The organism is Streptomyces fragilis (assembly GCF_003112515.1).
Lineage (GTDB): Bacteria > Actinomycetota > Actinomycetes > Streptomycetales > Streptomycetaceae > Streptomyces > Streptomyces fragilis.
Genome location: NZ_BEVZ01000002.1, coordinates 818,532 through 833,615 on the forward strand (window position 1 = coordinate 818,532; position 15,084 = coordinate 833,615).

A 15,084-nucleotide genomic window follows, 5' to 3' on the forward strand; every position below is an offset into this window, starting at 1 on the left:
CTGCCGCGGCCACGGGTGTGAGCCGGCCGCACACTGCCCGTCCCGGCACCGCCTCGTCACGACGTCCGCCCGCCGCCCCCTCGGGGCGGCTCCCTCCGCCTTCCCTTCTTCCGCTCCCGCAGAGGAGCCGAGAGAGGCGTGCCCGCATGCCCACCACGTCAGAGGATCCTTCGACCTCCACCGCGCCGGACCTCACCCTGCTCCGGGTCCAGGTGTCCGACCCGCGGGTACGGCCGCTGCTCGACGAGCTGCGCGCCGAGTACTCCAGCCGTTACGGCGGTGACGCCGCCGAGGAGCTCGGCCGTTATCCGGACGAGGAGTTCACGCCCGGCCACGGTGGCCTGCTGATCCTGCTCCTGCAGGACGGCGAGGCCGTGGCCGGCGGGGCCTTCCGCCGGTACGACGCCCGGACGGCCGAGCTCAAACGCATCTGGACGCACTCCGCCCACCGGCGGCGCGGCCTGGCGCGGCGGGTCCTCGCCGAGCTCGAGCGCGAGGCCGAACAGGCCGGCTACCGGCGGATCTTCCTCACCACGGGCCCGCGCCAGCCCGAGGCACGCGGGCTCTACCTCACCACCGGTTACACGCCCCTCTTCGATACCGAGGCCGACCCGGAGCGGCTCGGCCCGCTCCCGTTCGAGAAACACCTGCCGCCCCGCGTCCCCACCGGAAAGGCCCTGGACCTGTGACCCCCCTGCGTACCCCGGCCCGCCTCCGCCGCGCCCTGACCGCTCTGGCGCTGCTGTCCGCCCTCGGACTGACCGCCTGCGGGGGAGGGGACCCCCGGGCGGCCGGTCACGACGCGGGGGCCGCGCCCGCGGGAGCGGCGTCGCCCGCCCCGGCGGACGACCCGGTGGCCGGCGTGCGCGAGGTGGGGTCCGTCGCCGCACTGCTGCCCGACGACGTGCGGGCCAGGGGCACGCTGCGCATCGGCAGCTCGATCGGCGCCCCGCCCTCCGCCTACTACCCGAACGGGCAGGACAAGCCCCCCGCGGGCCTGGACATCGACATCGCCGAGGCCGTCGCCCGCGTGCTCGGCGTACGGCTCCAGCGCCAGGACGCGTCCTTCGAGACGATCCTGCCCGCCCTGTCCAGCGGCAAGTACGACGTGGGCACGGGCAACTTCGGGGTCACCGAGGAGCGCCTGAGGACCATCGACTTCGTCACCTACATCAACGACGGCCAGGGCTTCGCCGTGCGCAAGGGCAGCACCCGCGTCACCGGGAAGGTCGACGACCTGACCGAATTGTGCGGCCTGACCGTCGGCACCGGGGCGGGCACCACCTTCGAGGCCACCCTGGAGGAGAACAAGGGCGTGTGCGCCGAGGCCGGACGCGAGCCCTACGACGTCAAGGTGTACTCCGAGAACGGAGCCGTGGTCACCGCGCTCCAGCAGGGCCGGATCGACGTCGTCATGTCGACCATCAACGGCCTGCGGTACCAGGCCGCCCAGCCCGCGGCCAGGACCCGCTTCCTCGGCGAGTACCACCGGCTGGACGTGGGCTTCGCCTTCCGCAAGGGCTCGGCCCTCACCCCCGCCTTCCGCGCGGCCGTCGACGAGCTGATCGCCGACGGCACCTACGCCCGCATCCTCGAGAAGTGGGGCACCACCGAGTCCGCCGTCGAGGCGTCACGGATCAACCCGCCCGAGCACCGCTGAACGCGCCCCGCCGGCGGACCGCTCCACCGGCCCGCCGGCCCGACCTCACCGATCGGACACCACCCATGGGATTCACCACCGACTCCGCGCCGCCCCGCGCGGTCGTGCCGGGCGGCGGCCCGACGGCCCCGCCGGCCGCCGACCCCCTCGCCGGACTCACGGTCGTCCCCGCGCGACACCCGTGGCGGTGGGCGGCGGTCGCGGCCGTGCTCGTGCTGTGCGCGCAGTTCGCCCACGGCCTGGTGACCAACCCCGTGTGGGAGTGGGAGGTGTTCCTCTCCTACGTCCTGTCCGAGACGATCGTCGAGGCGGTCGGCGTCACCCTGCAGCTGGTGGCGTTCGCGACCGTGCTGGGCTTCCTGCTGGGCGCGCTGCTGGCCTTCATGCGGCTGTCCCGCAGCCCCGTGCTGCGCACGGTGGCCTGGACCTACGTGTGGATCTTCCGGTCGATCCCGATGATCGTCCAGCTGGTCTTCTGGTTCAACCTCGGTGCGCTGTACCGGGAGTTGGGCGTGGGCGTGCCGTTCGGCCCGGTGCTGTGGTCGGTGGACAGCAACGACCTGATCGGCACCATGGGGGCCGCGCTCATCGGGCTGTCCCTGCACCAGGCGGCCTACGCCGCCGAGATCGTGCGCGGCGGCGTGCTGGCCGTCGACGGCGGGCAGCTGGAGGCCGCCGCGGCACTGGGCATCCCCCGGACGCGGCAGATCCGGCGGATCGTGCTGCCGCAGGCCATGCGGGCCATCCTGCCCACCGCGGGCAACGAGGTCGTCGGCCTGCTCAAGGGCACCTCGGTGGTCTACGTGATGGCCATCGGTGAGCTCTTCTACCAGGTCCAGGTGGTCTACGGCCGCAACGGCCGGGTGATACCGCTGCTGATGGTCGCCACCGCCTGGTACGTCTTCCTGACCTCGCTGCTGAGCATCGCCCAGTACTACCTGGAGCGCCGCTTCGCGCGCGGCGCCGACCGCACCCCGCCCCCCACCCCGCTGCAGCGGGTCCGCCGGTTCGCACGGACCCTGCGTGCCGCCGGGGCGGATCCGCTCGCCCGCGACTCCCACGGACGCCCCGGAGGCACCCCATGAACGACAGCGTGAAGACCCCCGAGCCGCAGGCCGGGCAGGCGGGGGCCGCGGGGGCACGCCGGGTCATGCTCGACGTGCGCGGCGTCCGCAAGAGCTTCGGCGCACTCGAGGTGCTGCGCGGCGTCGACCTCTCGGTGCGGGCCGGTGAGGTGACCGTGGTCCTCGGGCCCTCCGGCTCCGGCAAGTCCACCCTGCTGCGGACGATCAACCACCTGGAGAAGGTCGACCAGGGGTGGATCAGCGTCGACGGCGAACTCGTCGGTTACCGCCGCCGCGGCGACAGGCTCCACGAACTCAAGGAGAAGGACGTCCTGCGGCAGCGGACCCGGATCGGGTTCGTGTTCCAGAACTTCAACCTCTTCCCGCACCTCACGGTGCTGGAGAACCTGATCGAGGCGCCGGTCTCCGCGTTGCGCCGGCCACGCAAGGACGCGGTGGCCGCCGCCGAGCGGCTCCTCGGCCGGGTCGGTCTCGCCGACAAGGCGGACGCCTACCCCCGCCAGCTCTCCGGAGGCCAGCAGCAGCGGGTGGCCATCGCCCGGGCCCTCGCGCTGGAGCCGAAGGTGCTGCTCTTCGACGAGCCGACGTCCGCGCTCGATCCCGAACTGGTGGGCGAGGTCCTGGACGTCATCAAGGACCTCGCCCGCACCGGAACCACCATGGTCGTGGTGACCCACGAGATCGGTTTCGCCCGCGAGGCGGCCGACCGCGTCGTGTTCATGGACGACGGCGTCGTCGTCGAACAGGGGCCGCCCTCCGAAGTGCTGGACCATCCCCGCCACCCACGCACCCGCGCGTTCCTGTCCAAGGTGCTCTGACCTCTCCCACCCCTCCTTCTCCGCCCCGCCCACGCCCACGCCCACGCCCGAGGAGTCCCACCCGTCATGGCCCCCATCAGCCGCCGCACCTTCGCCCTCTCCCTCGTCACCGGCCTCGCGCTGTCGGCGTGCGCCAACCCCGACGAGGGGCGCACCACCGAGGTACGGAACCCCAAGGGATCCGGCACCACCAAGATCAACAACTCGCCCGACCAGAAGCGCGTCACCACCCCGAAGGTGGACGCGGCGGCCGCCCTGGTGCCCGGACCGATCCGCGACCGCGGGACGCTGGAGATCGTCGGCTCCGCCGACAGCTCCGCCCCGCTGGGCTTCTACGCCACCGACGACAAGACCCGCATCGGCGTGGAGCTCGACATCGCGCACCTGGTCGCCGGCGTCCTCGGCCTGAAGCTTCGGTACACCCCGGTCTCCTGGGAGAACATCTTCGTCGGCCTGGACAGCGGCAAGTACGACGTCGGCTTCAGCAACATCACCGTCACCGAGGAACGCAAGGAGAAGTACGACTTCGCCAGTTACCGCAAGGACGACCTCGCGTTCGAGGCCCGCAAGGGCAGCGGCCTGAGGATCCGCGGCTTCCGTGACGTGGCCGGGCGGAGGGTCGCGGTGGACACCGGCACCAACCAGGAGAAGATCCTGGTCGAGTGGAGCAGGAAGGCCGAGAAGGCCGGCCTGGAACCCGTCGACATCGCGTACTACAAGGCCCAGGCGGACACCTACCTCGCGCTGGAGTCCGGGCGCATCGACCTCTGGCTCGGCCCGAGCCCCACCGCCTCCTACCACGTGGCCTCGGCGGGCAGGACCGAGATCGTCGGGACCTACTCCGGCGGCGGAGCCACCCTCCAGGGCCTCATCGCCGCCACCACGAAGAAGGACAACGGCCTGGTGAAGGCGCTCCACGCCGCGTTGCAGGAGGTCATCCGCAACGGCACCTACGCCCAGGTCCTCGAGCGGTGGGGGCTCTCCGGCGAGGCGGTCGCGAAGTCGGAGATCAATCCGCCGGGTCTGCCGAAGACCAACCAGTAGGACCCACTCGCCAGGCCCGACAGGAAGGTTCCGCCATGCCCGCGCCGTCCACCGACCCCGTGTCCCGCCCCGAACCCCTGCACCTCGCCGTCGCCCTGGACGGCGCGGGCTGGCACCCCGCCGCCTGGCGGGAACCGGAGGCCGCCCCCCGCCGGCTCCTCAGTCCTCGTTACTGGGCGGAGCTGGTGGCCGAGGCCGAAGGAGGGCTGCTCGACTTCGTCACCTTCGAGGACGGACTCGCCCAGCAGTCCTCGCACCCGCTCCGCAGGGACGACCGCACCGACCAGGTGCGCGGCCGGCTCGACGCGGTGCTGACCGCCGCCCGCGTGGCACCGCTGACCCGGCACATAGGGCTGATCCCGACCGTGGTGGCGACGCACACGGAGCCGTTCCACATCTCCAAGGCGATCGCCACCCTCGACCATGTGAGCGGTGGGCGGGCGGGCGTGCGGGTGAAGGTGTCCGCACGCCTCGACGAGAACGCCCACTTCGGCCGCCGCGACATCCCGCCCCTGGAGCTCCCGGGCGGCCCGGGCACCCCAGGGCCGCCCGGCGTCGTCGAGGAACTCTTCGACGAGGCCGCCGACCACGTCGAGGTGACGCGCAGGCTCTGGGACAGCTGGGAGGACGACGCGGAGATCCGCGACGTCGCCACCGGCCGCTTCATCGACCGCGACAAGCTGCATTACGTCGACTTCCGCGGACGCCACTTCAGCGTCAAGGGCCCCTCCATCACGCCCCGCCCGCCGCAGGGCCAGCCCTTGGTGGCCGCCCTCGCCCACGCCACCGTCCCCTACCGGCTGGTGGCCCGCTCCGCCGACATCGGCTTCGTCACCCCGCACGACGTGGACGACGCCCGCGGCATCGTCGGCGAGATCCGCGCCGAGCAGGCGGCCGCCGGACGGGAGGGCGAACCCCTGCACGTCCTCGGTGACCTCGTGGTGTTCCTCGACGAGACCCCGGCACGGGCGGCCGCCCGCCGCGACCGGCTCGACGACGTCGCCGGCGAGGAGTACACCTCCGACGCCGAGATCTTCACCGGCACCCCCGCCCAGCTCGCCGACCTGCTGCTGCACTGGCGCGAGGGCGGCCTCGGCGGCTTCCGGCTGCGCCCCGCGGTCGCCGCCCACGACCTGCCCGCGATCACCCGCGGCCTGGTCCCCGAACTGCGCGGCCGCGACGTCTTCCGCCGCGCCTACGAGGCCGGCACCCTGCGCGGGCTGCTCGGACTCGCCCGCCCCGCCAGCCGCTACGCGTCCACCGCCTGACCCGGAAGGAGACCGCCCACCATGAGCGCCACCGGCCGGGCCGGCACCGCCCGCAAGCAGATCCACCTCGCCGCGCACTTCCCCGGAGTCAACAACACGACCGTCTGGAGCGACCCGGAGTCCGGCAGCCAGATCGACTTCAGCTCCTTCGTCCACCTCGCGCGCACGGCCGAACGCGCCAAGTTCGACTTCCTGTTCCTCGCCGAGGGCCTGCGGCTGCGCGAACACGGCGGCCACATCTACGACCTGGACGTCGTCGGCCGGCCGGACACCTTCACCGTGCTGGCCGCACTCGCCGCCGTCACCGACCGGATCGGCCTGACGGGCACCATCAACTCCACCTTCAACGAGCCCTACGAGGTGGCGCGGCAGTTCGCGAGCCTGGACCATCTGACCGACGGACGCGCGGCGTGGAACGTGGTCACCTCCTGGGACGCCTTCACCGGTGAGAACTTCCGCCGCGGCGGCTTCCTGCCGGAGTCCCGCCGCTACGCCCGTGCCAAGGAGTTCCTCGCCACCGCCACCGAGCTCTTCGACTCCTGGCGCGGCGACGAGATCCTCGCCGACCAGGAGTCCGGCCGGTTCCTGCGGGAGGCCGGGGCCGGCGCCTTCGCCCACAAGGGCGAGGAGTTCACCATCGAGGGACGCTTCGACGTCCCGCGCGGTCCCCAGGGCCGACCGGTGATCTTCCAGGCCGGGGACTCGGACGAGGGGCGCGAGTTCGCGGCCTCCTCCGCCGACGCCATCTTCAGCCGCTACGGCACGCTGGAGGAGGGCAAGGCCTTCTACACCGACGTCAAACGACGCCTCGCCCGGTACGGGCGCGCCCCCGGGGAACTGCTGATCCTCCCCTCCGCCACCTTCGTGCTCGGCGACACCGACGAGGAGGCGGAGGAACGCGCCCGGCAGGTGCGCCGCCAGCAGGTCAGCGGCGCCACCGCGCTGCGCCACCTGGAGTTCGTCTGGAACCGCGACCTGTCCGGCTACGACCCCGAAGGCCCGCTGCCCGACGTCGACCCGCTCGTCGGCGAGCACACGGTGGCCCGCGGGCGGGCCCAGGTGCGGATGTACCGCGATCCGCTGGCCACCGCCCGGGAATGGCGGGAGCTGGCCGAGGCCAACGGCTGGTCCATCCGGGACCTGGTGATCCACACCGGCAACCGGCAGACCTTCGTCGGCTCGCCGGAGACCGTCGCCCGCACCCTGGACGAGTTCGTCCAGGCGGACGCCGCCGACGGCTTCATCCTGGTGCCGCACCTGGTCCCCGGCGGCCTGGACGAGTTCGCCGACACGGTGGTCCCGCTGCTGCAGGAACGCGGGGTCTTCCGCACCGAGTACGAGGGCACCACCCTCCGCGATCACCTCGGCCTCGCCCATCCCGACGCCCACCCCGACGCCCGCCGCGGCGCCGGTGCGCAGGCCGCCGGCCCCGGCCCCGGCCGGGCGGACCGGACGGGCGCCCCCTGACGCGGCGCGCGCACCCGTCGCACGCCGCCCGCCCGCGTCCTCACCGCCCATGCCCGCGCACGACACGGAGGAGCACCATGCCGCCCGGACCCCGCCCGGCCGACCGCCACGAGGACGCGTCATGACGAACCGGACAGCATTCCGTGTGGGCGTCGCGCTGGACGGTGCGGGCTGGCACCCGGCGGCGTGGTCGCACGCGCCGGGGGCGGACCCCGCCACGCTCTTCGCCCAGGAGCACTGGTCCGGCCGGGCCCGGGAGCTGGCGGCGGGGGGCGTCGACTTCGTCACGCTCGAGGACGGCCTCGGCCTGTGGACCGACCGGTTCGGCACCGCACCCGACGACACCGGCCACCGGGTGCGCGGCCGGCTGGACCCGGTGGTGGTCGCCGCGCTCCTGCTGGCGACCACCGGCATCCGGGAGGTCGTGGTCACCCGGAACGTGCCGCACGTGCAGCCCTTCCAGGTGGCGGCACAGTTGGCGTCCCTGGCGGCGATCGCCCCCGGCCGGGTGGTCTGGCGCCCGCAGGTCTCGGCGGACGCCCGCGACGCCACCGTGGTCGGCGGCGCTCCCACGCCCGCCCTCGAACCGGACGACGTGTACGTGCCCACCAGGATCGCGCGGCGGCTGCGCGATCTGTTCCGCGACGCCGAGGACCACGTGCGCACCGTGCGCCGGCTCTGGGCCACCTTCCCGGAGACCGCCCTGGGCGGTGACGACGGCGCCTTCTGGCAGCCCGGACGGATCCGGCCGGTGACGTACGACGGGGAGCCCCGGTATCCGGCCGCCGGGCCGCTGACGGTACCGGTCGGGACCCCGCCGCCGGTCGCCGTACTGGCCCACCACGCGCTGGAGCCCTACCGGCTCGCCGCCGCCGTGGCCGACCGGGTCTTCCTCACGCCCACGACGGACGGCCCGCTGCCCGAACTGATCGCGGCGTTCCGGCAGATCGAGGCGCTCACCCCGGAGTCCCGGCCGACCCAGGTGTACGCGGACATCGCGGTCGTGCTCGGGGACGGCGAGGACCACGCCCAGGAGCGGCTCGGGCAGCTGGACGACGCCGCGGGGGAGCCGTGGTCGACCGACACGGGCGTCTTCGTGGGAACCGCGAAGCGGCTCGCCGCCGAACTGGCCGACTGGCGCGACGGTCTCGGGCTCTCCGGCGTCCGGCTGCGGCCCGCGGTCCTCGCCGAGGACGCCGGACGCGTCCTGCACGACCTCACCCCGCTGCTGCGGTGAACGCCGCCGCGTGACCCGCCGGTGCGGTGACCTGTGCGGTGCGGTGCGGTGCGCGGTGCGGTCCGGCGCGGTGCGGCACGGTGCGGCACGGTGCGGTCCGGCGCGGTGCGTGCGGCACGGTGCCGTGGGGTGCTGCGCGGTCCGGCACGGTGCGGTCCGGCACGGTGCGGTGCGGTGACCTGTTCGGGGCGGTGCGTGCGGCACGGTGCGGTGCGCGGTGCAGCACGGTGCGGTGCGGTGACCTGTGCGGTGCGGTGACCTGTTCGGGGCGGTGCGGTCCGGTGCGGTCCGGCACGGTGCGGTCCGGCAAGGTGCGGTGCCTTTCGCCCCGGCGCGGTGACCGGGTCGGGGCGGCGCGGGCCTGGGCTGCGTCCCCCACCCCGCTCCGGCCCCCCGCCGGCCGACCGCCCCGCCACAGGCGGCTCCGCCCCTCGGGGGGCTGGCCCCGCCACAGGCGGCTCCGGCCCGCCGGTCGCACGGGCCCGCCACAGGCCGCTCCGGCCCCTCCGCCCGCCGGACCGGCCCGCGGCAGGGCCGGGCCGTCACAACGCCCGTGCGGCGTAGGCCCTGACGTCCGCGTCCGGATCCGTCGTCGCGTCGGCCAGGGCCGCCCGGGCGCCCGTGGCGGCGCGGTGCCGGGTCAGCGCGGCGACGGCGGCTTTGCGGACGTCGGCGTTGGGATCGGCGAGGGCCTCGGCCAGGGCGGGGACGGCGATCGCGGGATCCGCTGCGGCCAGGGCGGTCGCGGCGCCGGCCCGCACCTGCCAGGCCGGGTCGGTCAGGGCCGCCGCCGAGCGTTCGGCCAGCGGCGGCGGGCAGCCGGTCGTCGCCAGCGCCTCGTGGGCGGCCGCGCGCACCAGGACGTCGGGATCGCCGACGAGGCCGGTGAGGGCCGGGAGCACCGCCGCGGTTCCGTGACCGTCCGGCGCGGAATCCTCCGGCGGCCCCGCCGCCACGGTGGCACGCCCCGCCGCCACGGTGGCCAGGGCCTTGGCGAGGGCGACGCGGACCTCCCGGGAGGGGTCCGCGGTGGCCGCACGGGCCAGGTCCCCGACGGCGTCCACCGACACGAGGGCACGGACCGCGGCGAGACGGACGCCGATGTCGGAGTCGGCCAGGAGGTCCGCGAACAGCCGGGCGTCGCCGAGGCGCAGGACACGCAGGGCGTCCAGCGAGGCCGCCCTGGCCACCGGGTCGGAGGTGCGGAGGGCGGCGGTGAGGCCCTCGCGCAGGGCCGGTTCGGGATCCAGCGTCTCGACCAGCTCCAGCAGCGAGGCGGCCGCGGCGGCGCGGACCTCGGCGTCGGCGTCGGCGAGCGCGGCGGCCAGAGCCGGACCGGTCCCCGGCGGCGCGGTCTCCGTGAGGACGGTGACGGCCGTCCGGCGGACGCCGGGCTCGGCATCGCCCAGGTAGGGCGCGAGGTCGGCCAGCCCCGGGTCGGCCTCCGCCAGGGAGAGCAGCGCCAGCAGGCGGGGAGTCGCCCCCGCGCCCTCACCGGGGGCGCCCGGGACCGAGCCGCCGCCGGAGCCGGAGCCGGAGGCACGGCCGGAACCGTCGGGGGAACCGCCGCGGGCGGCCCCCGCGGCGGCGCCGTTCACGGCCGGCTCCCGGCCCGCCGCGACCGGCGCCACCTCCCGGGCCCCCGCGGTCGCCACCTGTTCCGGGCGGACCTCGCCGAGGTGCCGCGAAGGCCCGCCGACCGGCGCGAACCCGTCGACCGGCACCAGGTAGGGGGCCACCGGCCGTGCCGTGAACTCCATGGCCCCGGCGGGCGACTTGCGCAGGTCCAGGTGGTGGAACCAGGACGCGTCGTCGCGGCGCGGGTGGTCGAGGCGGTCGTGGTAGAGGCCCCAGCGGGACTCCGTGCGGGCCAGGGACGCCCGGGCGGCCATCTCCGCGCAGTCACGGATGAAGGTGACCTCGGCGCAGCGCATCAGTTCGTGCGCGGTGCGGGCGCCCATCGAGGCGATGTCGGCGCGCATCCGCTCGAACGCCTCCAGGGCCAGCGAGAGCCGGGCACCCGACTTCGGGGGAGCCACGTAGTCGTTCACGAAGCGGCGCAGCTTGTACTCGACCTGGGCCTGCGGCGGGCCGTCCGGGTGGCGCAGCGGACGGTAGACCAGCTCATGCGCCGCCCGCACCTGGTCCTCGGGCAGCTCGCCCTCGTAGGGGGTGTACCGCGACGCGTCCGCGCCCGCCAGGTCGCCGAAGACGAACGCGCCGATCATGTAGTTGTGCGGGACGCAGGCCAGGTCCCCGGCGGCGTACAGCCGGGGCACCGTCGTGCGGCCGTGGTCGTCGACGCGCACCCCCGAGGCCGAATGCCCGCCGCACAGGCCGATCTCCGAGATGTGCATCTCGACGTCGTGGGTGCGGTAGTCGTGGCCGCGGCCCGCGTGGAAGGCGCCGCGGGTCGGGCGCTCCGTGGTGTGCAGGATCGACTCGAGGGCCGAGACGGACTCCTCGGGGAGGTGGCTGAGCTTCAGGTACACCGGCCCCCGGTCGCCGGCCACCTCCGCGGCGAACTCGGCCATCATCTGCCCCGACCAGTAGTCGGAGTCGACGAAGCGCTCGCCGTGCCGGTTGACCTGGTAGCCCCCGAACGGGTTGGCGACGTAGGCGCAGGCGGGCCCGTTGTAGTCCTTGATCAGCGGATTGATCTGGAAGCACTCGATGCCGGTGAGATCGGCGCCCGCGTGGTAGGCCATCGCGTAGCCGTCGCCCGCGTTGGTCGGGTTCTCGTACGTGCCGTACAGGTAGCCGGAGGCCGGAAGGCCGAGGCGGCCGCAGGCGCCGGTCGCCAGGATCACCGCCCCCGCGCGGACGGTGACGAACGCGCCGGTGCGCGTGTGGAAGCCGGCCACGCCCACGGCCCGGCCGTCCGCCGTCAGCACCCGTACCGGCATCACCCGGTTCTCGATCCGGATCCGCTCCCGCATCTCCCGCCGCCGCAGCTGCCGGTACAGGACCTTCTTGACGTCCTTGCCCTCCGGCATCGGCAGCACGTACGAGCCCGACCGGTGGACCTGCCGCACCGCGTACTCGCCGTGCTCGTCCTTCTCGAACTTCACCCCGTACGACTCCAGGCGCCGCACCATCGCGAAGCCGAGGGTCGCGGTCTGCCGGACGGTCGACTGGTCGACGATGCCGTCGTTGGCGCGGGTGATCTCCGCGACGTAGTCGTCGGGTTCGGCCCGGCCGGGGATCACCGCGTTGTTCACGCCGTCCATGCCCATGGCCAGGGCGCCCGAGTGACGGACGTGGGCCTTCTCCAGGAGCAGAACGTCCGCGCCCCTCTCGGCGGCGGTCAGGGCGGCCATCGTGCCGGCGGTGCCGCCCCCGACCACGAGGACGTCACAGGTCAGTTCCTCGGTGTCCGCGAGGTCGGGGATCTCGAGGGAAGTGTCCACCAGGGTGCCTTTCAGGAGCCGAGTGCGGTGAGGAGGTCCCGGCGCAGGGCCGCGCGGGCCGGGTCGTCGTGGGCGGCGCGCTCCCGCGGGCGCGGCACGTCCCGCAGGGCGGTGAGCCGGCCGGAGCCGAGGAGGGCCACACGGTCGCCCAGGAACAAGGCCTCGTCGACGTCGTGGGTCACGAAGACGACGGTCGCGCCCGTGCCGTGCAGCACCTCCAGCAGCAGGTCCTGCATGCCGGCGCGGGTCTGCGCGTCGAGCGCGCCGAACGGTTCGTCCATGAGGACGGCGCGCGGCCGGCCCGCCAGGGCGCGGGCCAGCTGGGCCCGCTGCCGCTGCCCGCCGGAGACCCGGTGCGGCAGCCGGTGCGCCTGGTCGGCGAGGCCGACCCGCTCCAGCCACGCCTCGGCCCGTTCCCTGCGCCGGGCGCGCGGTACGCCCTGGATGGCCAGCGGCAGCTCCACGTTGGCGCGCAGGGTGCGCCAGGGCAGCAGGGCGTCCTCCTGGAAGACGAGCGCCCGGTCCGCCCCGGGCCCGGTCACCGGCCGGCCGTCCTGCTCCACCGCCCCCGCCTGCGCCGGCAGCAGCCCGGCCAGGGTGCGCAGCAGCGTCGACTTGCCGCAGCCGGAGGCTCCGACGACGGTGAGGATCTCGCCGGGGGCGACGTCCAGGTCGACGCCGGTCACGGCGGGCACACCCGGCCGGCCCAGGGTGGCGTCGCGAAGGGTGAGACGGGTCCCGGACGGGGCCGGGCGGGCGGACGGCTTCCCGGCCGGCCGGGTGTCAGACGAGGTGCTCACGACGTGCCTCCTCGGGCTCGACGGCATCCGGGGCGGATGACGCGGACGCGGACGACCCGGGTGCCAACGGCGCGGATGCGGCGGACGGCGCGGATGCGGCGGACGCCGGGGCGGCGGGTCCCGGTGCGGCCCCGGCGCCCGGGACGTACGAGGTGCGCGGCAGCCAGCGCGTCAGGCGACGGCCGGCCAGTTCGACGGCGGTGGAGGTCAGCCAGCCCAGCAGGCCGATGGTGACCATGCCGACGAAGACGCCCGGGTAGTCGACGATCGTGTAGTCCTGCCAGGTGCGGTAGCCGACCCCGTACTGGCCGGAGATCATCTCGGCGGAGATCACGCAGATCCAGGACACGCCGATGCCCACGGACAGGCCGCCGAAGATGCCGGGCAGGGCGCCCGGCAGGACCACCGAGCCGAGGATCCACCGGCGGCCGCCGCCCATGGTGCGGGTCGCCTCCTCCCACACGGGGCTCAGCGCCCGCACCGCGTGCCGGGTGGAGACCATGACCGGGAAGAAGGCGGCGGTGCAGGTGATGAAGACGATCCCCTGCTCGTTGGACGGGAACAGCAGGATGGCGACGGGGACCAGGGCGATGGCGGGGACGGGCCGCACGACCTCCAGGACGGGGCCGAGCACGTCCTCGGCGAGCCGCGAGCGCGCCACGAGCACCCCGGTGGCCACGCCCAGGACGGCGGCGAGCAGGAAGCCGGCCACGATCCGGGTGAGGCTGTCGGTGAGGTCGGTCCAGTAGTCGGGGCCGGAGAGCCGGCCGGCGAAGGTGCGGGCCACCTCCGTCACCGTGGGGAACTGCGAGAAGCGCATCCACAGGTGCACGTCGAGGGAGGTCAGCAGCTGCCACAGGCCCAGCGCGGCGGCCAGGGACCCGGCCCGCAGCGCGAGCCGGCCCGGCCGGCCGGGGTACCGGCTCACGAGGCGCGTCCCAGGGCGTCCGCGTAGCTGATCACCCGGGCCCCGTCGTGGGCGGCGACGTAGGCCCGTGCCGTCTGCGGCGCGACGAACGGCAGCGACCGCTCGCCGTCCCGCACCCAGACGGCCTTGTCGGCGAACCAGAGGGTGCCGGTGGTGGCGTCGGGGACGTAGGCCGCGCGGACGCCGTCCCGGTGCCGCGCGAGGTACGCGAGGAGTTCGTCCGGGGAAGCGAACTCACGCGTTTTCGCGGCGCCTTCGGGCCACACCTCGCTCGCGGCGGCGGGCGGGGCGGCACGCAGCCGTTCGGCGTACCCGGCGCCGAGGGCCTTCCTGACGTACCGGTCGTCGACGAACGCGTCCACGTCGATGTCGCCGGTCAGCTTCGCCGCCTTGAGGACCGCCACGTCCTGTTCGAGCGCCGAGACCAGTTGCGGCTTGAGGGACGGGTCGAAGGTCGCGATGCCGTGGGCCCCGTTGTAGAGGTAGACGACCTCGGCCGGCAGGCCCGTCGCCCCGGCGACCTTCTCCGCGGCGTCCACCGGACGGGCGTCGAGATAGTCGGTCGCCTCCGCCTGGGCCCTGAGGAACGCCTCCAGCACGGCCGGACGGTCCTCGGCGAAGTCCTCGCGGGCGGTGACGCCGTGGAAGGTGGGCAGGTCGAGCTGCGCGCCGTCGTACAGCGCCTTCGCCTTGCCCTGGTGGGCGAGCAGCCCGGGCCAGGCGACGAACTGCGACAGCGCGTCCGCGCTGCCCGCCGCGAGGGCCGAAGCCCCCACCGCGGGCTGCTGGTTGAGCTTCTCGACGTCCCGGGCGGGGTCGAGACCGGCCCGCCGCAGGGCCCGCACCAGGGTCCCGTCGGCGGCGGAGCCGACGCTGGTGGAGACCTTCGCGCCCTTCAGGTCCTTCAGCGAGGTGAGCTTCGAGTCCGGGGCGACGACGACGGTGTTGAGACCGCCCTTCAGGTTGTAGCCGGTGACCGACACCAGGTGGGTGGGCCGGTTCAGCTGCTTGCCCCGGGCCGCGTTGATGAGCAGGGGGAAGTCGCCCATCGAGCCGATGTCGATCTTCCCGGCGGTCATCTGCGCGGTGATGGGGGCGCCGGTGGCGAAGTCCTGCCACTCCACCTTGTACGTGTTGCCGTCGTCGAGGGCCTTCAGTTGTTCCTCGAAGTAGCCGAGGGAGCGCAGGAGGGTGCCGGCGGTGACCGTGTTGATGGTCTTCGACTGGTATCCGACGACGACGGTGACCGTCGGGGAGCCGTTCGCCTCGGCGCTGCCGCCGCAGGCGGACACGGGGAGCAGGAGGACGCTCGCGGCGAGCGCGACCGCCGGACGTCGCAGGGGGGTCGGGGTCATGGGGGATCGGCC

Annotated in this window: 12 protein-coding genes; 8 read left to right on the plus strand and 4 right to left on the minus strand. The window is 74.5% G+C overall.

Annotated elements, in window-relative coordinates; genetic code table 11:
• The first annotated feature begins 146 nt into the window (after positions 1 to 146).
• The 8 genes from Sfr03f_RS05590 to Sfr03f_RS05625 all read left to right on the plus strand — a co-directional run bounded on the left by Sfr03f_RS05590 (position 147) and on the right by Sfr03f_RS05625 (position 8,579).
• Positions 147 to 689 carry a GNAT family N-acetyltransferase gene (locus tag Sfr03f_RS05590; RefSeq protein WP_108952560.1) on the plus strand — a complete coding sequence of 181 codons (543 nt, stop codon included), beginning with the start codon at positions 147 to 149 and terminating at the stop codon, positions 687 to 689.
• Positions 686 to 1,660, plus strand: a complete 975-nt coding sequence (locus tag Sfr03f_RS05595; RefSeq protein ID WP_245967412.1) for an ABC transporter substrate-binding protein — start codon at positions 686 to 688, stop codon at positions 1,658 to 1,660. Before Sfr03f_RS05590 ends, Sfr03f_RS05595 begins: the two co-directional genes overlap by 4 nt.
• Before the next feature lie 65 nt (positions 1,661 to 1,725).
• Entirely contained in the window at positions 1,726 to 2,745 is a 1,020-nt protein-coding gene (locus Sfr03f_RS05600; protein WP_108952561.1) for an amino acid ABC transporter permease, read from the plus strand.
• A 65-nt stretch (positions 2,746 to 2,810) separates the two neighbouring features.
• Positions 2,811 to 3,563, plus strand: a complete 753-nt coding sequence (locus tag Sfr03f_RS05605) for an amino acid ABC transporter ATP-binding protein (RefSeq protein ID WP_108953466.1) — start codon at positions 2,811 to 2,813, stop codon at positions 3,561 to 3,563.
• A 66-nt stretch (positions 3,564 to 3,629) separates the two neighbouring features.
• Positions 3,630 to 4,607: an ABC transporter substrate-binding protein gene (locus tag Sfr03f_RS05610; RefSeq protein ID WP_108952562.1), complete on the plus strand. Its 978-nt coding sequence runs from the start codon at positions 3,630 to 3,632 to the stop codon at positions 4,605 to 4,607.
• A gap of 35 nt (positions 4,608 to 4,642) precedes the next feature.
• Positions 4,643 to 5,875 (plus strand): LLM class flavin-dependent oxidoreductase, encoded by a 1,233-nt coding sequence (locus Sfr03f_RS05615; RefSeq protein ID WP_108952563.1) that lies wholly within the window; start codon positions 4,643 to 4,645, stop codon positions 5,873 to 5,875.
• 21 nt (positions 5,876 to 5,896) lie between these two features.
• Positions 5,897 to 7,342 (plus strand): NtaA/DmoA family FMN-dependent monooxygenase, encoded by a 1,446-nt coding sequence (locus Sfr03f_RS05620; protein ID WP_108952564.1) that lies wholly within the window; start codon positions 5,897 to 5,899, stop codon positions 7,340 to 7,342.
• Between the two features lie 121 nt (positions 7,343 to 7,463).
• Positions 7,464 to 8,579 (plus strand): LLM class flavin-dependent oxidoreductase, encoded by a 1,116-nt coding sequence (locus tag Sfr03f_RS05625; RefSeq protein ID WP_159105551.1) that lies wholly within the window; start codon positions 7,464 to 7,466, stop codon positions 8,577 to 8,579.
• 542 nt (positions 8,580 to 9,121) lie between these two features.
• On the opposite strand, the gene Sfr03f_RS05635 is transcribed toward Sfr03f_RS05625, so the two are convergent.
• Genes Sfr03f_RS05635 through Sfr03f_RS05650 form a run of 4 tightly spaced genes read right to left on the minus strand, consistent with a single transcriptional unit; the run spans position 9,122 to position 15,072 of the window.
• Complete coding sequence (locus Sfr03f_RS05635) at positions 9,122 to 11,989, minus strand: fumarate reductase/succinate dehydrogenase flavoprotein subunit (RefSeq protein ID WP_176586656.1); 2,868 nt, start codon at positions 11,987 to 11,989, stop codon at positions 9,122 to 9,124.
• A gap of 11 nt (positions 11,990 to 12,000) precedes the next feature.
• Entirely contained in the window at positions 12,001 to 12,789 is a 789-nt protein-coding gene (locus Sfr03f_RS05640) for an ABC transporter ATP-binding protein (RefSeq protein WP_245967413.1), read from the minus strand.
• The gene (locus tag Sfr03f_RS05645) at positions 12,773 to 13,717 is read right to left on the minus strand and encodes an ABC transporter permease (protein WP_108952568.1); all 945 of its coding nucleotides are present in this window, start codon (positions 13,715 to 13,717) and stop codon (positions 12,773 to 12,775) included. The genes Sfr03f_RS05640 and Sfr03f_RS05645 overlap by 17 nt, the downstream gene beginning before the upstream one ends.
• Positions 13,714 to 15,072, minus strand: a complete 1,359-nt coding sequence (locus Sfr03f_RS05650) for an ABC transporter substrate-binding protein (protein ID WP_245967414.1) — start codon at positions 15,070 to 15,072, stop codon at positions 13,714 to 13,716. The genes Sfr03f_RS05645 and Sfr03f_RS05650 overlap by 4 nt, the downstream gene beginning before the upstream one ends.
• Between the last annotated feature and the right edge of the window lie 12 nt (positions 15,073 to 15,084).

Excerpts from the sequence above, each read along its gene's own strand:
- Sfr03f_RS05590 (WP_108952560.1), top strand. The coding sequence starts at position 147 with ATGCCCACCACGTCAGAGGATCCTTCGACCTCCACCGCGCCGGACCTC.
- Sfr03f_RS05600 (WP_108952561.1), top strand. The coding sequence starts at position 1,726 with ATGGGATTCACCACCGACTCCGCGCCGCCCCGCGCGGTCGTGCCGGGC.
- Sfr03f_RS05605 (WP_108953466.1), top strand. The coding sequence starts at position 2,811 with ATGCTCGACGTGCGCGGCGTCCGCAAGAGCTTCGGCGCACTCGAGGTG.
- Sfr03f_RS05610 (WP_108952562.1), top strand. The coding sequence starts at position 3,630 with ATGGCCCCCATCAGCCGCCGCACCTTCGCCCTCTCCCTCGTCACCGGC.
- Sfr03f_RS05615 (WP_108952563.1), top strand. The coding sequence starts at position 4,643 with ATGCCCGCGCCGTCCACCGACCCCGTGTCCCGCCCCGAACCCCTGCAC.
- Sfr03f_RS05620 (WP_108952564.1), top strand. The coding sequence starts at position 5,897 with ATGAGCGCCACCGGCCGGGCCGGCACCGCCCGCAAGCAGATCCACCTC.
- Sfr03f_RS05625 (WP_159105551.1), top strand. The coding sequence starts at position 7,464 with ATGACGAACCGGACAGCATTCCGTGTGGGCGTCGCGCTGGACGGTGCG.
- Sfr03f_RS05650 (WP_245967414.1), bottom strand. The coding sequence starts at position 15,072 with ATGACCCCGACCCCCCTGCGACGTCCGGCGGTCGCGCTCGCCGCGAGC.